15 protein-coding genes and 1 pseudogene are annotated in these 22,138 nt (G+C 49.3%); 10 read left to right on the top strand and 6 right to left on the bottom strand.

Annotated elements, in window-relative coordinates:
• Nucleotides 1-196: 196 nt before the first annotated feature.
• From pdhR to lpdA, 4 genes are all read left to right on the top strand, one after another.
• Nucleotides 197-961: a pyruvate dehydrogenase complex transcriptional repressor PdhR gene (gene pdhR, locus HA49_RS10310; protein WP_038023026.1), complete on the top strand. Its 765-nt coding sequence runs from the start codon at nucleotides 197-199 to the stop codon at nucleotides 959-961.
• Nucleotides 962-1,077: 116 nt separating this feature from the next.
• Nucleotides 1,078-3,741, top strand: coding sequence for a pyruvate dehydrogenase (acetyl-transferring), homodimeric type (gene aceE / locus HA49_RS10305; protein WP_038023024.1), 2,664 nt, complete (start codon nucleotides 1,078-1,080; stop codon nucleotides 3,739-3,741).
• A 13-nt stretch (nucleotides 3,742-3,754) separates the two neighbouring features.
• Nucleotides 3,755-5,641, top strand: a complete 1,887-nt coding sequence (aceF, locus tag HA49_RS10300) for a pyruvate dehydrogenase complex dihydrolipoyllysine-residue acetyltransferase (protein WP_038023022.1) — start codon at nucleotides 3,755-3,757, stop codon at nucleotides 5,639-5,641.
• A gap of 258 nt (nucleotides 5,642-5,899) precedes the next feature.
• The gene (gene lpdA, locus HA49_RS10295) at nucleotides 5,900-7,324 is read left to right on the top strand and encodes a dihydrolipoyl dehydrogenase (protein WP_038023428.1); all 1,425 of its coding nucleotides are present in this window, start codon (nucleotides 5,900-5,902) and stop codon (nucleotides 7,322-7,324) included.
• A 59-nt stretch (nucleotides 7,325-7,383) separates the two neighbouring features.
• On the opposite strand, the gene mgtA is transcribed toward lpdA, so the two are convergent.
• A complete protein-coding gene (gene mgtA, locus HA49_RS10290) occupies nucleotides 7,384-10,083 on the bottom strand; it encodes a magnesium-translocating P-type ATPase (protein WP_038023426.1) in 2,700 nt (899 codons plus the stop codon).
• A gap of 777 nt (nucleotides 10,084-10,860) precedes the next feature.
• Here mgtA and acnB point away from each other — a divergent pair.
• Together acnB and HA49_RS10280 are read left to right on the top strand one after the other, a co-directional pair.
• Complete coding sequence (gene acnB, locus HA49_RS10285) at nucleotides 10,861-13,458, top strand: bifunctional aconitate hydratase 2/2-methylisocitrate dehydratase (protein WP_156994589.1); 2,598 nt, start codon at nucleotides 10,861-10,863, stop codon at nucleotides 13,456-13,458.
• A 203-nt stretch (nucleotides 13,459-13,661) separates the two neighbouring features.
• Nucleotides 13,662-14,024, top strand: a complete 363-nt coding sequence (locus HA49_RS10280) for a YacL family protein (RefSeq protein WP_038023018.1) — start codon at nucleotides 13,662-13,664, stop codon at nucleotides 14,022-14,024.
• Between the two features lie 65 nt (nucleotides 14,025-14,089).
• Here HA49_RS10280 and speD read toward each other — a convergent pair whose 3' ends face one another.
• The 3 genes and pseudogenes from speD to HA49_RS10265 all read right to left on the bottom strand — a co-directional run bounded on the left by speD (nucleotide 14,090) and on the right by HA49_RS10265 (nucleotide 16,231).
• Nucleotides 14,090-14,893 (bottom strand): adenosylmethionine decarboxylase, encoded by an 804-nt coding sequence (gene speD, locus HA49_RS10275; protein ID WP_038023016.1) that lies wholly within the window; start codon nucleotides 14,891-14,893, stop codon nucleotides 14,090-14,092.
• A gap of 30 nt (nucleotides 14,894-14,923) precedes the next feature.
• Nucleotides 14,924-15,785: pseudogene (speE, locus tag HA49_RS10270) on the bottom strand (polyamine aminopropyltransferase).
• Between the two features lie 95 nt (nucleotides 15,786-15,880).
• On the bottom strand, nucleotides 15,881-16,231 hold the full coding sequence (locus HA49_RS10265) for a YacC family pilotin-like protein (RefSeq protein ID WP_038023012.1): 351 nt from the start codon (nucleotides 16,229-16,231) through the stop codon (nucleotides 15,881-15,883).
• Between the two features lie 157 nt (nucleotides 16,232-16,388).
• Here HA49_RS10265 and cueO point away from each other — a divergent pair, with 157 nt between their 5' ends.
• From cueO to HA49_RS10245, 4 genes are all read left to right on the top strand, one after another.
• The gene (cueO, locus tag HA49_RS10260) at nucleotides 16,389-18,035 is read left to right on the top strand and encodes a multicopper oxidase CueO (protein ID WP_038023010.1); all 1,647 of its coding nucleotides are present in this window, start codon (nucleotides 16,389-16,391) and stop codon (nucleotides 18,033-18,035) included.
• Between the two features lie 151 nt (nucleotides 18,036-18,186).
• Nucleotides 18,187-18,723 carry a hypoxanthine phosphoribosyltransferase gene (hpt, locus tag HA49_RS10255; RefSeq protein ID WP_038023009.1) on the top strand — a complete coding sequence of 179 codons (537 nt, stop codon included), beginning with the start codon at nucleotides 18,187-18,189 and terminating at the stop codon, nucleotides 18,721-18,723.
• A gap of 400 nt (nucleotides 18,724-19,123) precedes the next feature.
• Entirely contained in the window at nucleotides 19,124-20,047 is a 924-nt protein-coding gene (locus HA49_RS10250) for an ABC transporter ATP-binding protein (protein WP_038023006.1), read from the top strand.
• Nucleotides 20,047-20,817 carry an ABC transporter permease gene (locus HA49_RS10245; RefSeq protein ID WP_046791741.1) on the top strand — a complete coding sequence of 257 codons (771 nt, stop codon included), beginning with the start codon at nucleotides 20,047-20,049 and terminating at the stop codon, nucleotides 20,815-20,817. The genes HA49_RS10250 and HA49_RS10245 overlap by 1 nt, the downstream gene beginning before the upstream one ends.
• Nucleotides 20,818-20,860: 43 nt before the next feature.
• Here HA49_RS10245 and panD read toward each other — a convergent pair whose 3' ends face one another.
• On the bottom strand, nucleotides 20,861-21,241 hold the full coding sequence (panD, locus tag HA49_RS10240) for an aspartate 1-decarboxylase (RefSeq protein ID WP_038023004.1): 381 nt from the start codon (nucleotides 21,239-21,241) through the stop codon (nucleotides 20,861-20,863).
• 19 nt (nucleotides 21,242-21,260) lie between these two features.
• On the bottom strand, nucleotides 21,261-22,127 hold the full coding sequence (panC, locus tag HA49_RS10235) for a pantoate--beta-alanine ligase (protein WP_038023002.1): 867 nt from the start codon (nucleotides 22,125-22,127) through the stop codon (nucleotides 21,261-21,263).
• Nucleotides 22,128-22,138 lie beyond the last annotated feature (11 nt).

Here is a 22,138-nt window from a genome sequence, read left to right as displayed (position 1 = left end):
CGGGTTATCTGAACAGTTGCCATACACTTATCTGAATGGCGGGACAAAAACAGTGAATAATTGCATTCGCTCCGTCTGAAAACGCGATCGGGGATTATAGACACCTGGTAAATAGTTTGTTACTTTACCGCCGTATTTTGCGAATTGGTCATACCAATTATCCGTTCATGGACAAGGAACTCACGAATACTTCGCGATGGCATATAGCAAAATCCGACAACCCAAGCTCTCTGATGCCATAGAGCAACAGTTGGCAACACTTATCATGGAAGGTTCACTGTGCCCCGGGGAGCAGCTTCCTCCGGAACGTGAACTTGCCCGCCAGTTTGATGTATCACGCCCTTCAGTGCGCGAAGCTATTCAACGCCTGGAAGCCAGAGGTTTGTTGTCACGGCGTCAGGGGGGAGGAACCTTTGTGCAAAATGAATTGTGGCACAGCGTCAGCGATCCCCTGGTTGGACTGCTGGCTAACTCATCGGAGTCCCGGTTTGATTTTCTGGAGACACGGCATGCACTGGAAGGTATTGCCGCGTATTATGCTGCCCTACGGGGAACCGAGGAAGACTTGCAGCGAATTCAGGAATATTATCTGCGGATTCGGCTGGCCCAGGACAGTGGTAACCTTGCTCTCGAGGCGAATGCCGTCATTAAATATCAAATAACCGTCACCGAAGCCGCTCATAATGCGGTGTTACTGCATTTGGTTCGTGCAATGGGGCCGTTACTTGAGCAGAATGTCCGGGAAAATTTTGAAATACTGTACTTAAGCCGCGATATGTTAGCGAAAGTGAGCGGACACCGCGCCAGAATTTTTGAGGCGATTATTGCACGTGAGCCGGAAAAAGCCCGTGAAGAATCAAACTCACACCTGGCGTTTATTGAGGAGATATTGCTGGACAGAAGCCGGGAACAAAGCCGGCGGGAACGTTCTTTAAGACGTCTTCAGCAACGTAAGGATTAAGCACATTCGGTGTGCAATAAAAGATAGGTTTATCGGCGGCGCTGTACCCTGAAATATTGCCGGTCAGATATTCTTATGAAAACTCAACGAAATAGACACAGATAAGGAATAGCCCCATGTCAGAACGTTTACCTAATGACGTGGATCCGATTGAAACCCGCGACTGGCTACAGGCGCTCGAATCGGTCATCCGTGAAGAAGGTGTTGAACGTGCTCAGTACTTAATTGATCAGGTACTGGACGCTGCACGCAAAGGTGGTGTGAATGTTGCGGCCGGAGCTACGGCGCACAACTATATCAATACTATTGCCGTTGAAGATGAACCGGAATACCCGGGGAATCAGTCACTGGAGCGACGCATTCGTTCAGCCATTCGCTGGAATGCTATTATGGCAGTACTGCATGCCTCCAAAAAAGATTTAGAACTGGGTGGACACATGTCGTCCTTCCAGTCGTCAGCGACCATTTACGAAGTGTGTTTTAACCACTTCTTCCGTGCCCGTACTGAGCAGGATGGTGGCGATCTGGTTTACTTCCAGGGGCATATCTCTCCGGGAATTTACTCCCGTGCTTTCCTCGAAGGACGTCTGACCGAAGACCAGATGAATAACTTCCGTCAGGAAGTTCATGGTAAAGGGTTGTCGTCTTACCCGCATCCAAAACTGATGCCGGATTTCTGGCAGTTCCCGACCGTTTCTATGGGACTGGGGCCGCTGGCCGCGATTTATCAGGCGAAGTTCCTGAAATACCTGGAACACCGTGAACTGAAGAAAACGTCAGCACAAACCGTTTACGCCTTCCTGGGGGATGGCGAGATGGATGAGCCGGAATCCAAAGGTGCGATTACCATTGCTACCCGTGAAAAACTGGATAACCTGGTATTTATCATTAACTGTAACCTGCAACGTCTTGATGGTCCGGTGACAGGTAACGGTAAAATAATCAACGAGCTGGAAGGTATCTTCGCGGGTGCCGGCTGGGAAGTGATTAAGGTGATTTGGGGAGGGCGCTGGGACGAACTGCTGCGTAAAGATACCAGCGGTAAACTGATCCAACTGATGAATGAAACCGTTGACGGTGATTATCAGACCTTTAAATCCAAAAATGGTGCTTATGTTCGTGAGCACTTCTTTGGTAAATATCCGGAAACCGCTGCATTGGTCAAAGACATGACTGATGATGAAATCTGGTCCCTGAACCGTGGTGGTCACGATCCGAAGAAAGTCTATGCTGCACTGAAAAAAGCGCAGGAGACTAAAGATAAACCAGTTGTCATCCTTGCCCACACCATTAAAGGTTACGGGATGGGGGAAACGGCAGAAGGTAAAAACATCGCTCACCAGGTGAAAAAAATGAACATGGATGGCGTGCGCTATATTCGTGATCGTTTCAATGTACCGGTCAGCGATGATCAGATCGAAAAACTGCCTTATGTGACCTTTGAGAAAGGCTCAGAAGAGTATAACTACCTGCATGCTCAGCGTGAAAAACTGGGTGGCTATCTGCCGAGTCGTCAAGAAAAATTCAGTGAAAAACTGGATATTCCGGCACTGGATGAGTTCAAATCTTTGCTGGAAGAACAGAATAAAGAGATCTCAACCACCATTGCTTTCGTCCGTGCGCTGAACGTCATGCTGAAAAATGCGTCAATCAAAGATCGCCTGGTCCCTATCCTTGCAGATGAAGCCCGTACTTTTGGTATGGAAGGTTTGTTCCGGCAGATCGGTATTTACAGTCCTAATGGTCAGCAATATACCCCTCAGGACCGTGAACAGGTGGCTTACTATAAAGAAGACGAAAAAGGTCAGATTCTGCAGGAAGGGATTAATGAACTGGGTGCCGGGGCTTCCTGGCTGGCAGCGGCCACTTCTTACAGTACTAACAATCTGCCGATGATCCCGTTCTATATTTACTACTCTATGTTTGGATTCCAGCGTATCGGGGATTTGTGCTGGGCGGCAGGCGATCAACAGGCGCGTGGCTTCCTGGTAGGCGGTACCTCCGGGCGCACCACACTGAATGGTGAAGGGTTGCAGCACGAAGATGGTCACAGTCATATCCAGTCTCTGACTATTCCAAACTGCATCTCTTACGATCCTGCTTATGCCTATGAAGTGGCAGTGATCATGCATGATGGCCTGGAGCGTATGTATGGTGAGTCTCAGGAAAATGTCTATTACTACATCACGACTCTGAACGAAAACTACCATATGCCGGCGATGCCAGAAGGTGTTGAAGAGGGTATTCGTAAAGGTATCTACAAACTGGATAGCGTTGCAGGCAGCAAAGGCAAGGTACAGTTGCTGGGTTCAGGGTCAATTCTACGCCATGTACGTGAAGCCGCAGAGATCCTGGCGAAAGATTACGGTGTTGGTTCTGATGTGTACAGTGTGACTTCGTTTACCGAACTGGCCCGTGACGGTCAGGACTGTGAGCGCTGGAATATGCTGCATCCTACCGAAGAGCCTCGCGTACCTTATATTGCTCAGGTGATGAATGAAGCACCGGCAGTCGCGTCTACTGACTACATGAAACTGTTTGCCGAGCAGGTACGTAACTACATTCCTGCCAGTGATTATCGCGTGCTGGGGACCGATGGTTTTGGTCGTTCTGACAGTCGTGAGAATCTGCGTCATCATTTCGAAGTTGATGCTTCTTATGTGGTGGTGGCTGCACTGGGAGAACTGGCGAAACGCGGTGAGATTGATAAAAATGTGGTGGCTGAAGCTATCCGCAAATTTGATATCCATGCGGATAAAGTCAACCCGCGTCTGGCCTAAGAGGTAATGATTGATGTCTATTGAAATCAAAGTTCCGGATATCGGTTCCGATGAAGTTGAAGTGACCGAAATTCTGGTCAAAGTGGGTGATAAGGTTGAAACCGAACAGTCACTGATCACTGTAGAAGGTGATAAGGCCTCTATGGAAGTGCCTTCACCTCAGGCGGGTGTGATCCAGGAAATCAAAGTTGCGGTTGGTGACAAAGTTGAAACTGGTTCACTGATTATGGTGTTTGAATCTGCCGACGCGGCCACAGAGAGCAAAGCGGAAGCTCCTCAGTCAGCGGATGCACCTGCGGCGGCTCCTTCAGTCAGCAGTGTGGTGCGTGAAGTGAACGTTCCGGACATTGGTGGGGATGAAGTCGAAATCACTGAGATTCTGGTGAAAGCGGGGGATACCGTTGAAGCCGAGCAGTCTCTTATTACCGTTGAGGGCGATAAAGCTTCGATGGAAGTGCCTGCACCATTCGCCGGTAAAGTGAAAGAGATCAAAGTGGCGACCGGGGATAAAGTCAGCACCGGTTCACTGATTATGATTTTCGAGACCACTGAAGCGGGAACTCAGACCGCGCCAGCCGCGCCGGCTGCTCAGCCTGCTGCAGCGGCACCTGCTGCAGCTCAGGATAAAGAAGTTCAGGTACCGGATATCGGTGGTGATGAAGTTGAAGTCACCGAAGTCATGGTCAAAGTGGGCGACAAAGTAGCCGCTGAGCAGTCGCTGATCACGGTTGAAGGTGACAAGGCCTCTATGGAAGTTCCGGCACCGTTTGCCGGAACGGTCAAAGAGATCAAAATCGCGACCGGAGATAAGGTCAGCACCGGCTCACTGATCATGGTGTTTGAAGTGGCGGGTGCAGCCGCTCCGGCTCAGCCAGCGGCTCCTGCTGCTGAGCCGGCACCGGCCTCTGAAAAACCGGCGGCACCGGCGGCAGCGAAACCTGCCACTCCGGCTCCGGCGGCGAAAAATGATTTTGCCGAAAATGACGCCTATGTCCATGCCACTCCGGTTATTCGCCGCCTGGCCCGTGAATTTGGTGTAAATCTGGCGAAAGTCAAAGGCACCGGTCGTAAGAACCGTATTCTGCGTGAAGACGTACAGGCCTATGTCAAAGATGCAGTGAAACGAGCCGAAGCTCCGGCGGCTGCGGCGGGTATCAGCGGAATGTTGCCATGGCCAAAAGTTGATTTCAGCAAGTTTGGCGAAATCGAAGAAGTTGAGCTGGGCCGTATTCAGAAACTGTCAGGGGCTAACCTGAGCCGTAACTGGATGATGATTCCGCATGTCACCCATTTCGATGAAGCAGATATCACCGAGCTGGAAGCGTTCCGTAAGCAACAAAACGTGGATGCTGAGAAGCAGAAACTGGATGTGAAAATCACTCCGGTGGTATTTATCATGAAAGCTGTGGCTAAAGCGCTGGAAGCCTACCCGCGTTTTAACAGTTCAATTTCTGAAGATGCGCAACGTTTAACGCTGAAAAAATACATTAATATCGGTGTGGCAGTTGATACGCCAAACGGTCTGGTGGTTCCGGTATTCCGTGATGTTAACAAAAAAGGCATTATCGAGTTATCACGTGAATTGATGGAAGTCTCTAAAAAAGCCCGCGGCGGTAAGCTTACCTCCGGTGATATGCAGGGAGGGTGTTTTACTATCTCCAGCCTTGGTGGACTGGGAACCACGTCCTTTACTCCGATTGTCAACGCACCAGAGGTTGCCATTCTTGGTGTCTCTAAATCCGCGATGAAGCCGGTATGGAATGGTAAAGAGTTTACCCCACGCCTGATGCTGCCATTATCACTGTCCTTCGACCACCGGGTCATTGATGGTGCCGATGGTGCACGGTTTATCACTTACATTAATCAGGTGCTGTCAGATATTCGTCGCCTGGTGATGTAAAGCAGGATGAATAAGGCCGGTGAAGACCGGCCTTATTGCTATTAACGCAGAATGACAGGTTGTTTTTGGGCTCAGCCGGCCCTGCCGGACAGGGATGTGCTGATACCTGAAAAGTCGTTTTTCTGTTCAGATAAAGCCGTTTGCAGTTTATTAACAATTCTGTAAACTCTTGCGCTAAACGCGTCCCGGTGGCTAGCTGAAGGTTATCACTGATAACCACTGGCGTCGGACCGCCGGATAGTCAACTAAGAGGTCATGATGAGTACAGAGATTAAAACCCAGGTCGTGGTACTTGGAGCGGGCCCTGCAGGTTACTCTGCGGCTTTCCGTTGTGCCGATTTAGGATTAGAGACAGTACTGGTTGAACGCTACAGCACTCTGGGTGGTGTTTGTCTCAATGTGGGTTGTATCCCTTCCAAAGCGCTGTTGCATGTGGCGAAAGTGATTGAAGAAGCCAAAGCGCTGGAAGCTCACGGAATTGTCTTCGGTCAGCCACAAACTGATATCGATAAAGTCCGCACCTGGAAAGAGAAAGTCATTAACCAACTGACCGGCGGCCTGGCCGGTATGGCGAAAGGTCGTAAAGTTACCGTGGTCAACGGGCTGGGTAAATTTACCGGCGCCAATAGCCTGGTGGTTGAAGGTGAAGGCGGCGCGACGACGATTAACTTTGATAACGCGATTATTGCTGCCGGCTCACGTCCGGTAAAATTACCTTTTATCCCTCATGATGACCCGCGTGTCTGGGACTCTACCGACGCACTGGAACTAAAAACAGTCCCTGAACGTCTGCTGGTCATGGGCGGGGGAATTATCGGTCTGGAAATGGGTACGGTTTACCATGCGCTGGGCTCACAGATTGATGTTGTAGAGATGTTTGATCAGGTGATTCCTGCGGCGGACAAAGATGTAGTGAAAGCATTCACTAAACGTATCAGCAAGCAGTTCAAACTGATGCTGGAAACGAAAGTCACTAAAGTCGAAGCCAAAGAAGATGGTATTTATGTCTCGATGGAAGGCAAAAATGCGCCGGCAGAACCACAGCGCTATGATGCTGTGTTGGTAGCTATCGGACGGGTACCTAACGGTAAAAACCTGGATGCCGGTAAAGCGGGAGTCGAAGTGGATGATCGCGGATTCATTCAGGTTGATAAGCAAATGCGTACCAATGTACCGCATATTTATGCGATTGGTGATATTGTCGGTCAGCCAATGCTGGCACACAAAGGTGTACATGAAGGCCATGTTGCAGCGGAAGTCATCTCTGGTAAGAAACACTATTTCGATCCTAAAGTGATTCCTTCTATTGCTTATACCGAGCCGGAAGTTGCCTGGGTGGGTCTGACCGAAAAAGAAGCCAAAGAGAAGGGTATCAGTTATGAAACCTCAGTCTTCCCATGGGCAGCTTCAGGGCGTGCAATTGCCTCTGATTGTGCAGACGGTATGACCAAACTGATTTTCGACAAAGAGTCACACCGTATTATCGGTGGGGCCATCGTCGGGACGAATGGCGGTGAACTGTTGGGTGAAATCGGTCTGGCTATCGAAATGGGTTGTGATGCAGAAGATATCGCACTGACTATTCATGCTCACCCAACGCTGCATGAATCCGTTGGCCTGGCGGCAGAAATTTACGAAGGTAGTATTACCGACCTGCCTAATCCGAAAGCAAAGAAAAAGTAATTTTCAGATTACGGCGAAAAACGGCTCCCTGCGGAGCCGTTTTTGTTATTCCCGGGAAATTAAAACCACTGACCGAACCGGCGGCTATAGAGTTGCTTCATTGTCTGACTTAGCAGGCAGTATCCTGCCAGAATAAGCAACAGCCACGGGAAATAGCTGAGGGGTAAAGCCTGTAAGTGAAAATTAACGGCCAGTGGAGAGTAGGGCAATGCAATGCCGATCACTACGACGACCAAAGTACTCAGTAATACCGGCCAGCGGGCACAACTCTGCAAAAAGGGTACTTTGCGTGTTCTCAGCATATGGACTACCAGTGTCTGTGACAATAACCCTTCTACAAACCACCCTGACTGAAAAAGAGACTGACTTTCACTGCTGTGAGCCACAAAAACGTGCCACATCAGGGCAAAAGTTGCCACATCGAATACTGAGGAGACCGGCCCAAAAAACAGCATAAACCGGCCGATATTGCCCGCATCCCATTGCCGGGGTTTAGCGACAAACTCTTCATCCATTGCATCCCAGGGTAATACCATCTGTGATACGTCATAAATTAGGTTCTGCAGCAGTAACTGAATCGCCAGCATCGGCATAAAAGGGATAAATGCGCTGGCAATCAATACCGAAAACACATTGCCAAAATTTGAGCTGGCGGTAATGTTCAGATATTTAATAATATTGCCGAAAGTCTGACGACCGATTCGCACTCCTTTTTCCAGCACCTGCAAATCTTTCTCCAGCAGGATTATATCAGCTGCGTTTTGCGCAATCTGAGTAGCATTATCTACAGAGATCCCGACATCAGCAGCATGCAATGCCGCAGCATCATTAATACCGTCCCCCAGGAAGCCAACAGTTTCTCCGCCAGCCTGGAGCAGAGTCACAATCCGGGTCTTATCAGAGGGGGTCAGCCGGGCAAAAATGGTATGACTTGCCAGCTTTTGTTGGAGAGTGTCATCATCCATCGCAGCAATCTCTGGTCCCTGTAGCGGGTGCCCGCCTTCCAGTCCCAGTTCTCCGCAGATTTTTTCGGTGACTTCTGCATTATCACCGGTCAGCACTTTGACCTGCACGCCGTACTCTTTCAGGGCGCGTAATGCGGTATCGGCACCATGTTTTACCGGGTCAAGAAACAGCAGGATACCGCACAGAGTCAGGTTCTGCTCGTCGTTAAAATTCAGGCGGCGCATTGACTCTGTCATCTCTAAAGTTTTACGACCCAGTAGTAGTACACGGTATCCTTCACGGTTATAACCAGCAATTTTATCACGCAGTTGGCGATTTAATTCAGGGGTGATCTCAGTTTCATGGTCTCCGGAGAGCAGGTGCTGACAGCGGGCCAGCATCTCTTCGCTGGCCCCTTTGCAGATCAGTTGTTGGCGGCCATGGTCATCATAAACAGAAACTGACAGACAGCGACGAGTGAAGTCGAAAGGTAATTCGTCAGCTTTACGGATATGCATCAGACGTCTGGCCATACCATGAGCATTCGCAAAGCGATTAATTGCCCGATCCATCGGGTTATCAATTCCCTGCTGGAAATGGCTGTTCAGCCAGGCCATTTCTGCCACCCGGGGATCTTCCTCCCCCTGCAGGTTGAGAGCCTGCTCAAGGACAATATTATCGTCAGTCAGAGTCCCTGTTTTATCAGTACAAAGAACGGTCATCGCTCCGAGATTCTGAATCGCATTAATCCTTTTCACCACCACCTGATGAGCAGCCAGAGCCATCGCCCCTTTAGCCAGATTGGTGCTGACAATCATTGGCAACATCTCAGGGGTGAGACCGACGGCAACCGCCAGAGAAAAGAACAGTGCTTCTGTCCACTCACCTTTGGTAAACCCGTTGATCAGAAAAACAACAGGCACCATCAGCAGCATAAAGCGAATCAACAACCAACTGACACTGTTGACACCTTTATCGAAAGACGTTTTTGGCGCCTCGCCAGCAATGTTTCCCGCCAGTGAACCAAACCAACTTTGTGCCCCCGTGGCAACCACCACGGCAGTGGCAGAGCCACTGAGTACACTGGTACTCATCAGCACAATGGCAGGTTGGTGCAGCAAAGCATTTTCGCTGATCGTTGACAGAGTTTCTTCCTCCGTCAGCCTGGCATATTTTTCCACCGGCAGAGTCTCTCCGGTCAGTGCTGACTGATTCAGCTGTAATGAAGAGCTTTCCAGCAACCGCATATCGGCAGAAATAATGTCTCCGGCACTCAACAGGACAATATCTCCCGGTACTAATTGATGGCGGGGTATCCTGGTTTCCAGCGGCTGGTTCTGTGCATTGCGGCGACGGACAGTGGTAGTCACTTCAACCAGCGAATTTAGCGCATCAGCTGCCTTATTGGTTCTGAACTCCTGAACAAAACGTAACAGGGTGCTGAACAGAATCATGCAACTCATGATGATGACACTGGTGAGGTCAGGCGTATCTCCTGAACGGAGTGGAATCCAGTAATCTGTAATAAAACTGACTGCTGCTAATGCCATCAGCACGTAAATAAACGGATTATTAAACGCAAGAATCCACTGCAGTAATGCAGAAGGGGCTTTTTTGGTGGCAATTTCATTGGGGCCAAAGGTTGCCTGACGTTCAGTCACCTGCTGCGGGGTGAGACCGTCATTGGAGGCATTAAGTAGTTCCAGGGTGGTTTGTGTGCTGGTCGCAATATGTCGGGTAATCAGCCAGTCATTTTGCTGTTGTGGTTGTTTCTTTCCCTGCAACGGCAGAGAGAAGTTGATAATCTGAGTCATCTCTTTGGGTCCAGTTTTTTTCCGCCAGGCGCGCTTTACAGCGATACAGGCAGTCAGTTATAGAGATGCGTTGCAGATTTTTGGGGTTCAGGCAGGAATACCCCTGCAACGCGAGTAACGTTGCCTGGTCGGGTCATCATCCATTTTGGGCTCCTTCATTAACCGCACGGATGTGCAAAACTGAAATAAAAAACAGGGACTATCGGGATGTGTGCCTGAATGGCTCACCCGGAGGGAAAAGAGTATGGGTAATCATTGTGAGTGACCTCGCGTCTGTTGCAAAAAAATAAGACAAGCGGGGCATCATTTGTGGCTCGCTGTCTGCCGGTTGAGGCAGACAATAATTTTATCTGCCCTTGCTGGTTCGGTAACTGTTCAAGGGAGGTTCCTGTGATGAAAGACGGACAGAATATAAGGTTTTTATTCTTACCGGTAAACGGGTAACTTAAACCATAAATCAACCATCGGAATTTTTATCTGGTGGAAGGGCGCACAAGCTCACAGTCGCGAGGTGAGTTACCGGTTATAGTTTGTCGTTATATTTCCGGAAGCTGAGTTCGTATTATAATAATTTCATTATTATCAATTCATTAGAAAGGTTTTAGCTCAGCAAAGGTCTCCGCATGGATATGTTGATTTTTTGTAAACGGATTAACAATCAGGCGGGTTCCTGATATGCTGTCAAGGCGGAACCGGACACCGTAACCCTGAATAGAACAATATCAAGTGGTGAGTCGGGGGCCCGGAAGCCAATACAATGTGAGTGAGGAGAACGTCGTGCTAGAAGAATACCGTAAGCACGTTGCCGAACGTGCTGCCCAGGGAATTGTACCAAAACCCTTAGATGCAACTCAGATGGCAGCACTGGTTGAACTGCTGAAAAACCCACCAACGGGTGAAGAAGAATTTCTGACAGACTTACTGATAAACCGTGTTCCCCCTGGTGTTGATGAAGCCGCCTATGTCAAGGCCGGCTTTCTGGCCGCCATTGCCAAAGGTGAAGCGACTTCCCCACTGGTCACCCCCGAAAAAGCGATCGAACTGCTGGGTACCATGCAGGGTGGCTACAATATTCAGCCACTGATTGAGGCTCTTGATAACGAGAAACTGGCACCAGGTGCGGTAAAAGCGTTATCTCATACTCTGCTGATGTTTGATAACTTCTACGATGTGGAAGAGAAAGCGAAGGCCGGAAACCGCTATGCTCAGCAAGTATTACAATCCTGGGCTGATGCCGAATGGTATCTGTCTCGTCCTGAACTGGCTGAAAAAATCACTCTGACGGTATTCAAGGTAACCGGTGAAACTAACACCGATGATCTGTCACCTGCACCCGATGCCTGGTCGCGTCCGGATATCCCACTTCATGCTCTGGCGATGCTGAAAATTGCCCGCGAAGGTATTGAGCCGGATGATGCCGGCAATATCGGCCCGATAAAACAAATCGAAGCACTGCAAAGCAAAGGTTTCCCGCTGGTTTATACCGGGGATGTGGTCGGTACGGGTTCTTCCCGTAAGTCAGCGACCAACTCGGTGTTGTGGTTTATGGGTGAAGATATCCCTTATGTCCCCAATAAAAAGGGTGGAGGTCTGGTTCTGGGCGGTAAAATTGCTCCTATCTTCTTCAACACCATGGAAGATGCTGGTGCGCTGCCCATTGAACTCGATGTCAGCCAACTGAATATGGGTGACGTCATCGACGTTTATCCCTACAAAGGCGAACTGCGTCGTCACGACAGTGGTGAACTGCTGGATAAGTTTGAACTGAAAACCGATGTTCTGCTGGATGAAGTGCGTGCGGGAGGAAGGATCCCGCTGATTATTGGCCGGGGTCTGACTGCACGTGCCCGTGAATCACTGGGTCTGCCACATAGCGATGTCTTCCGTAAAGCGAAGGATGTTGAGAAAAGCAGTCGTGGTTTCTCTCTGGCGCAGAAAATGGTCGGACGTGCGTGCGGTGTTGCAGGTATTCGGCCGGGTGAATACTGTGAACCTAAAATGACTTCTGTCGGTTCGCAGGATACTACCGGCCCGATGACCCGTGATGAACTGAAAGACCTGGCCTGTCTGGGCTTTTCTGCTGATTTGGTGATGCAGTCTTTCTGTCATACTGCAGCCTATCCTAAGCCGGTAGACGTTGCGATGCAGCACTCTCTGCCTGACTTTATCATGAACCGTGGCGGGGTTTCACTGCGTCCGGGCGACGGTATTATCCATAGCTGGTTAAACCGTATGTTGTTACCGGATACCGTGGGTACTGGCGGAGATTCTCATACCCGTTTCCCGATCGGTATTTCATTCCCGGCGGGTTCAGGTCTGGTAGCCTTTGCTGCGGCCACCGGTGTGATGCCACTGGATATGCCGGAATCGGTACTGGTGCGGTTTAGCGGCAAAATGCAGCCAGGTATCACCTTACGTGATCTGGTCCACGCTATTCCACTGTATGCTATTAAGCAGGGTCTGTTGACGGTTGAGAAGAAAGGTAAGAAGAACATCTTCTCCGGCCGTATTTTGGAAATTGAAGGTTTACCGGATCTCAAAGCCGAACAGGCTTTTGAACTTTCCGATGCTTCAGCAGAACGTTCAGCCGCAGGCTGTACCATTAAACTGGATAAAGCACCGATTATCGAATATCTGAACTCGAATATTGTGCTACTGAAATGGATGATTTCTGAAGGCTACGGTGACCGTCGTACCATCGAACGTCGTATTCAGGGAATGGAAAAATGGCTTGCCGATCCGCAACTGCTTGAAGGCGATGCTGATGCCGAATACGCAGCGGTGATCGACATTAATCTGGATGAAATCACTCAGCCTATCCTGTGTGCACCCAACGATCCGGATGATGCCAGACTGCTTTCTGATGTTCAGGGAACCAAAATTGACGAAGTGTTTATTGGTTCCTGTATGACTAACATCGGGCATTTCCGTGCGGCTGGGAAATTACTGGACAGCCAGAAAGGTCAGTTACCAACACGTCTGTGGGTGGCTCCACCGACGAAAATGGATGCTGCTCAGTTGACTGAAGAGGGCTACTACAGCGTCTTTGGTAAGAGTGGGGCCAGAATAGAAATTCCGGGCTGTTCATTGTGTATGGGTAACCAGGCACGCGTAGCGGATGGTGCAACAGTAGTCTCTACCTCTACCCGTAACTTCCCTAACCGTTTAGGGAACGGAGCCAATGTTTATCTGGCGTCCGCTGAACTGGCGGCGGTATCCTCTCTGTTGGGCAAATTGCCAACCCCGGAAGAATATCAACACTATATGGCTCAGGTGGATAAAACAGCCAGCGATACTTATCGTTACCTGAACTTTGACCGCCTTTCTCAGTACACAGAAAAAGCCGATGGTGTCATTTTTCAGAGCGCTGTCTGATTTTTAAACGTTATCTCTGAATAATCTGAAGCACAGCATCCGCTGTGCTTTTTTTTTCCTCTTCAGCCTGATTTGTTCCGTCGGGAGGGGGCAGGACACTTTCATACCGGTAGTGTCCGGAATTCGGTTATTTGGTTACACTATGCTGATTCTCTGTCAGCAGAAAGAGTCTGAAGACAGGCCGTTGCAGTAAGGAGTCCAATGTGGAGTACCAGTTTGTCAATGATGTCACAGGCAATGTCATCGTCAGAATGTCGATGGATCATGAGGCTGTAGGTCACTGGTTTAATGAAGAAGTTCAGGGTGATATGGCTTTACTGGATGAAGTTGTTGAGGCGTCACTGGCGCTGAAAGGCACCGAAAATCAGTGGCAGAAAACCGGTAAGGAATACACGTTGTTGCTGGATGCGGAAGAGGTGATGATTGGCGCTAATCTTCTTTCTTTTGACACCGACGAATTAGAAGAAGGGATGGCTTACTACGATCAGGAATCGCTGTCGTTCTGCGGTCTGGAGGATTTTCTGCAGCTGATAGCGGCTTACCGGGAATTTGCTCGTGGTCGCTAGAGTAAAATATGGTCTGAACTCATTCTGGTAGTTCGTGGACCGGCATAAGTGCCGGTCCGTCTGAATTATTTATTACTGACCGCAGGGATATTCCGGCCATAATAAATTTCCCGCATCTCCTTCCACAGCAGATCAGTGATGCGCTGATGTTCCTGAGGCGTCAGGTCTTCCGGGCGGGTATTAAACAGGTAATGCTTCAGGTCAAATTCTTTTAGCAGCATTTTGCTGTGAAAAATATTCTCCTGATAAACATTCACATCCATCATGTCATACATTGATTTGATATCTTTAGACATGAAATTCTGTATAGAGTTAATTTCATGATCAATGAAATGCTTTAATCCATTGATATCACGAGTAAAACCTCGTACACGATAGTCAATGGTCACAATGTCTGATTCCAACTGATGGATCAGATAGTTCAGCGCTTTCAGCGGTGATATAACACCACAGGTAGACACTTCGATATCGGCACGGAAAGTACATAGTCCACCTTCGGGATGACTTTCAGGGTAGGTATGTACGCAAATGTGGCTTTTATCCAGGTGCGCGACAATAGCATCCGGCAACGGACCAGGATGTTCCGAGGTATCGATATCTTCGGGATTGACCGGTTCTTCACTGACAAGGATAGTGACACTGGCTCCCTGGGGTTCATAGTCCTGGCGGGCAATATTGAGGATATTCGCGCCGATAATTGAACAGGTTTCGCTAAGTATCTCGGTTAGTCGATTAGCATTATATTGCTCATCAATATAGGCAATATAACCGTCACGTTCTTCTTGTGAATTCGCATAGCAAATATCGTAGATACAAAAACTCAGGCTCTTGGTCAGATTGTTGAAGCCATGTAGTTTAAGCTTTTGCAATTTAGTTCACCTCCTCAGGTATTTCAGGGATTATTCTGCGCTCAGAGCGTCCAGCAGATATTGTGGCAGGGCGAAACTTGCCTGGTGAATGTCCGGGGTATAATAACGACAGCGGATGTCAGTTTCCTGACAGCGTGCTTTCAGTGTTTCTGCGGGTAGCTGACGCAGCAGTGCATTATTACTGGCCCAGGCAAAAGTCATGATGCCACCGTAATAGGTCGGCACTGCGGCCTGATAGAAGGTTACATCGGTAAAATAAGGGCTTAACCGGCGATGGCTGTTGACCGCTTCATCCTGTTGCAGGAAGCAGACGCCGTTCTGTGCAACAAAGATTCCGTCTTCGTTCAGGCAGCGCTGACAGCCGGCATAAAAATCAGAAGTAAACAGGCTCTCCCCGGGACCGATAGGATCGGTACAGTCAGAGATGATCACATCAAACTTATGTTCGGTCTGACTGACAAAATTTACGCCATCATCGATCACCAGCGTAAAGCGCGGATCATCATAGGCCCCGTTGCTGTGTGACGGCAGATACTGACGGCAGAAGTTAACGACCCCTGCGTCGATTTCTACCATGGTTATTTTCTCAACGCCCGGATGACGCGCAACTTCCCGTAGCATGCCACCGTCCACCCCCCCCGATAATCAGTACGCTTCTGGCATCACCGTGGGCAAACAACGGTACATGAGTGAGCATCTCATGATAGATAAATTCGTCCCGCTCGGTAGTCTGAACCACGCCATCAAGGGCCATTACCCGGCCAAAAGCGCTATTTTCAAAAATGACCAGATCCTGGTGTTCAGTTTTGTCCCGGTATAACTGTTTATCGACGGTAAAATATTGCCCGAACCCGTCATGAAGTGTTTCATGCCATTTCTCATTCTGAGACATGTTATGACCCCCCCTCAGCTGCATTGCGATGAAAATAAGCAGGCTATGATAGCGAAGTTAGTGGGGGGATGCACGGCTGACAAGGAAAGAGGGAGTTACTTATTCACATAGGCCAGTAAGCTCAGAGATTTTTCGGCCAGAGAATGGCATTTTTTTGCTTCAGGAACGGCAATGCCGCTTAGATCCTGATAACTTGATTCACCACGCTGCTGCATGTTCATCAAATCATAATTGCTCAGATCCCAGTGGTTCTGGCGGGCGAAGAACACCAGTGCATTACGGATTTGTGCATCAGGAATATCCTGATAGCCACAGTCATTTTTAAGATAGATAAAAACCGCGGTTAAATCGGCCATATCTTCTGCCTGTGATTCGTCGAGTGCGAAACTTGTGCCGGATGCTCCCAGTAACACGGATAGCAGCAGGAACCTGAACATTTTGGTCATGGGCGTTCTCTGATCACTGTAATGTGATGAACGTTATCATAGATATTGTCAGGATGACGATAGTTTTGACCTCTTGACCAGGAACAGTTGCTTGACCTTCCTGTGAGGGAAGGGTTTAAGCTTAACAAATCACATTTTTGTCTAAGGGCCTATGGATATGCAGCGTCGAGATTTTCTTAAACTTACTACCGCATTAACGGCTGCCGGAGTATTGCCTGTCTGGAGTCGTACACTGATGGCGGCTCAGCGGCCCTTACTCCCCATTCCGACGCAACTGACGCCGGATATCCGCCAGCAAATCAGGCTGACAGCAATGACGGGAACCACTCAGTGGCAAGGGAAAAATGTGGCAACATGGGGGTATAACGGTAGCCTGCTCGGACCGACTATCCGCCTGCAACGTCATCAGCCAGTCACGATAAATATCAATAATACCTTACCGACCGCCACCACGCTTCACTGGCATGGGCTGAAAGTAGGAGGGGAGGTGGATGGCGGGCCGCTGGAAATAATTGCCGCCGGCAGTCGCCGTCAGGTGACATTTACTCCGGACCAGAACGCCGCCACCTGCTGGTACCACCCCCATTTACACGGTCATACCGGATTCCAGGTCGCAAAAGGGCTGGCGGGTCTGATTATCATTGATGATGATGAAATTGGTAAAATGCGTTTACCGACGGAGTGGGGAGTTGATGATATTCCACTGATTTTTCAGGATAAGCAACTGACTAACGATGGAACGGCTATTGATTATCAGCTGGATATTATGCGGGCCGCGGTGGGGTGGTTTGGCGATATGATGCTGACCAACGGTGTCAGTTATCCTCAGCATGCAGTGCCGCACGGATGGGTGCGTTTTCGTATGCTTAATGGCTGTAATGCCCGCAGTCTTAACGTGAGTACCAGTGACAAGCGGCCCTTGTATGTTATTGCCAGTGACGGAGGGTTGTTGCCTGAGCCAGTAAAAGTTGAATCCTTGTCGCTTATTCCTGGTGAACGCTTCGAAGTGATGGCAGATACCTCGGATGGTCAGCCTTTTGATTTTGTTACTCTGCCGGTTGAACAGGCAGGCATGACTCTGTCACCGTTCGATCAGCCACTACCATTGATTAATATTCTACCGCTGCGTGTCGCCGGCAGCAGTATTCTGCCGGACCAGTTAACGACCATGCCAGCTCTCCCGGCAACAGACTCACTAAAACAGCTAAATCACAGAACTCTGACGCTATCAATGGATAAGCAGTTGGATCAGCAGGGAATGGCGGCGCTAATGAAACGTTATGGTCACAAGGCGATGGCAGGCATGCATCAGCCCGATTCGAAGGATCCGGCGCATAGCATGCAGGGTATGCAGATGCCGTCCGGCGATAACATGCCGGGTATGTCCGGGTCTTCAGACCATCCGATGCATTCGATGAGTATGTCAACCAATAATCAGGCCGGAAGTTATGATTTCCATCAGGGAAATAAGATTAATGGTAAAGCATTTGATATGCATCAGCCTTCTTTTGATGTGCCGGTACAAACGTCGGAGGTCTGGCGGATCAGCGGCGAGGGCGACATGATGCTGCACCCGTTCCATATTCACGGTACACAGTTCCGTATTCTGTCTGAGAATGGCCAGCCGGTTGCGGCTCATCGTAGTGGCTGGAAAGATATGGTCAGAGTAGAAGGTGGTGTCAGCGAAGTACTGGTCAACTTCCCTCATACCGCTTCAAAAGAGACCGCATATATGGCGCATTGCCATCTGCTGGAACATGAAGATACCGGGATGATGCTAGGCTTTACGGTAAGCGGCAGCTAACCGGGACCGTCAGAATTGCCGGGTTAATCGGTGGCTGGTCTATCGTGCAGGCCCTTTTCTGTGCGATAATTCGCGCCATGATCTACGGATCATCAATGTGTTTATCCCGGCAAAGATGAGGTTTAGCTGAGTAAAATCAGTGAGATATATTATGAAACACCGTGTAGAAGTGATGATTTCCGAACAGGAAATTAAACAACGTATTGCAGAGCTTGGACAGCAAATTTCCGCCGATTACCGTGACCGCGGTAATGATATCGTGCTGGTCGGACTGTTGCGTGGATCATTTATGTTTATGGCGGATTTGTGCAGAGCCATAGAGGTATCTCACGAAGTCGATTTTATGACTGCCTCAAGCTATGGCAGCGGTATGTCGAGCACCCGTGATGTGAAGATCATGAAAGATCTGGATGAAGATATCCGTGGCAAAGACGTGTTGATCGTTGAGGATATTATTGATTCAGGGAATACCCTGAGTAAGGTTCGCGAAATTTTGAGTTTACGTGAGCCAAGATCACTGGCGATTTGTACTCTGCTGGATAAGCCGGAACGTCGGGAAGTTCATGTTGATGTTGAATATGTAGGTTTTACTATCCCGGATGAATTCGTTGTAGGGTATGGTATTGATTACGCCCAACGTTACCGGCACCTGCCATACGTCGGTAAAGTAGTGATTCTGGAACCCTGAACGGGTCGGTAAAATAGCACAATCTTTCAGGCCGGGTCTGCCGGTCTGAATTATACTGAGCGCGATTTTTCACCGGCTACCCGGTTGATTGCGGTCTGGCAGGTCATAATAACCACCTCCGGGACATTAAACGGAGATTCGCTGCTGAGGCTGACGAACCCTGTCACACTGCTGCCACCCTGGTGTTAAATCCCCATAACATTAATTTCAGCCTCGTTTCGACTGAGTGCTCATCCTCAGCAGTATGCCCTGTTTTGTGTTGCGTCTGAGCGCGTGATTCACGGTGAGCGGGGCGCAGCTATACACAGTATTTTAATGCACTGATGGCCGGAACACGTCGGCGCAATCACGACATCATTATTCATGTTAAACACGTCATCACGACGGGTATGGAGCAGGTATGACTTACGCACTGGAAATTTCCGGGCTGACCAAAACCTACGGGGACAGCGTCAGAGCTCTGAAAGGGCTCGACTTGAAGGTACAGGCAGGAGATTTTTATGCATTGCTGGGACCTAACGGTGCCGGTAAATCGACGACCATCGGGATCATTAGTTCACTGGTCAATAAATCTTCCGGACAGGTAAAGGTGTTTGGTCATGATCTTGATACTGACAAGGTTAATGCCAAACGCCAGCTAGGGCTGGTCCCGCAAGAGTTTAATTTCAACCCGTTTGAAACTGTACTACAGATTGTCGTCAGCCAGGCCGGTTACTACGGCGTTGAACGTAAGGAAGCGCTAATTCGGGCTGAAAAGTACCTGCGTCAGCTTGATTTATGGGAAAAACGAGATGAAAGAGCCAGAATGCTTTCTGGTGGAATGAAACGCCGTTTAATGATTGCGCGCGCGCTGATGCACGAACCGAAGCTGTTAATTCTTGATGAGCCTACCGCCGGCGTGGACATCGAATTGCGGCGTTCTATGTGGGTCTTTCTCAAAGAACTGAATATTCAGGGTACTACGATTATTCTGACGACCCATTACCTTGAAGAGGCCGAAATGCTTTGCCGAAATATTGGGATTATTCAGCGGGGAGAGCTTGTCGAAAATACCTCAATGAAAAACCTGCTGGGTAAACTTAAATCGGAAACTTTTATCCTGGATTTGGCACCACATAGCCCGTTGCCAAAGCTGGATGGGTTTAATTTTAAACTAGTGGATACCTCGACCCTGGAAGTTGAAGTGCTGCGTGAGCAGGGGCTGAACAGTGTGTTTAGTCAACTTTCAGCACAGGGCATTTCTGTGCTGAGTATGCGTAATAAAGCGAACCGCCTGGAAGAACTGTTCGTCAGCCTGGTCAACGGCACTGCGGAGGAAAAATAATGGCGCATTTGTATTGGGTAGCGCTGAAAAGCATCTGGGCAAAAGAAACCCACCGTTTTATGCGGATCTGGATTCAGACGCTGGTGCCGCCAGTCATTACCATGACCCTGTATTTTATTATCTTTGGTAATCTGATCGGTTCACGGATCGGTGATATGCATGGTTTCACCTATATGCAATTTATTGTACCCGGTCTGATTATGATGTCGGTTATCACCAACTCCTACGCGAACGTGGCTTCGTCATTTTTCAGTGCCAAATTCCAGCGGAACATAGAAGAGTTGTTGGTTGCACCGGTACCCACCCATATCATTATTGCAGGTTACGTTGGGGGGGGGTTAGCACGGGGAATCTGTGTGGGCGTGCTGGTCACGGCAATATCACTGTTCTTTGTACCTTTCCATGTCTATTTTTGGCCAATGGTGGCACTGACGATTGTGCTGACCTCGGTATTATTTTCACTGGCAGGACTACTGAATGCGGTGTTTGCTCGCAGTTTCGATGATATTAGTCTGATTCCGACCTTTGTGCTCACACCACTGACTTACCTGGGCGGGGTATTCTACTCACTGTCATTATTACCGCCGGTCTGGCAGATTGTGTCTAAACTGAATCCGATCGTGTATATGATCAGTGGCTTCCGGTACGGATTTTTAGGGATTAATGATGTTCCGGTCGGACTTACCATTTTGATTTTGCTGGTGTTTATTGCAGTGTTTTACGCGGTGGTCTGGACATTAATTCAGCGCGGCAGAGGTTTACGCAGCTGATTCAGCAGAACTAATCCGGCCCCCTGTGGGGCCGGATTGCCATTCAGGCCATCTGCACCGGAACGGCTTTCGCCACCCGCTGCATCTCGTTGCCTTCGCCAAAATAAGCGACTTTAGGCTGCCACTTCCGGGCTTGTTCATCTGTGACCTGTACATAGCTGCAAATAATCAGCAAATCACCGACACAGGCACAGCGGGCTGCTGCTCCGTTTACCGAGATAATGCGTGAACCAGGTTCCGCAGCGATGGCGTAGGTTGAAAAGCGTTGGCCGTTATTCACGTTATAAATATCAATGGCTTCATATTCGACAATACCGGCGGCTTTCATAAAGTCCTGATCTATCGCACAGGACCCCTCATAGTTAAGATCGGCCAGAGTCACACTGACCCGGTGTAATTTGCCCTGTAACATGGTACGTAACATAACATTATCTCCCGCAAATTTATCTGGCCGGGACTTCCGAAAAACTGACCTGTTGATTATCGATAAGTCTGGCCTTACCCAGCCAGGCAGCCACCAGAATCACTGCGCTGTCGCTGTCGGCAGTCAGAGGATGCAGTGTCCGACTGTCACAGATGGCAATCCCGTCAGGCGTAAATCCGTTATCGCGTAACTGCTGCTCAGCATCAAGGATAATGGCCGCCGTATCAGCCCGGGCACTGGTGAGCCGACGTGCCATCGCATTCATAATCTGGCTAAGTCGTGGGGCATTTTCGCGCTGCTCTGCCGTCAGGTAGCCATTACGTGAACTAAGTGCCAGATGATCCGGTGCCCTCACGGTAGGTACGCCGATAATCCGGATGTTATACCCAAGATCGGCTACCATTTTACGAATCAGTTGTAGTTGCTGAAAATCTTTTTCACCAAAGCAGGCAATATCCGGCTGCACCATATTAAACAGCTTGCTGACAATGGTGGATACGCCACGGAAATGTCCAGGCCGGCTGGCACCCTCCAGCAGATAAGAGAGCTCAGGGACTTCGACAAATGTCTGGGCGCAGGTACCTCCGGGGAAGATCACTTCTGCAGACGGTGCGAATAAAATATCGACCTGGTGTTGCTGTAATTTTTCACAGTCTTCGGCAAAGGTCCGTGGATAACGGGCCAGGTCATCAGCACGGTCAAATTGCATCGGATTCACAAAAATTGATGCCACAACAATATCCGCAGCGGCTTTCGCCGTATCCATCAATGTCATATGACCTTGATGCAGATTTCCCATCGTAGGGACCAGCGCAATGCGATTACCCTGCTGTCGCAGGCGGCGAATTTCTTGATGCAACTCTGCCGGCGTTTCAATCACTTTCACGGTTCTTTCTC

It is taken from the genome of Tatumella morbirosei, from assembly GCF_000757425.2.
Classification (GTDB): Bacteria; Pseudomonadota; Gammaproteobacteria; order Enterobacterales; family Enterobacteriaceae; genus Tatumella; species Tatumella morbirosei.
Note: the sequence above shows the minus strand (reverse complement) of the source record. Positions and strands in the feature narration are given on the sequence as shown.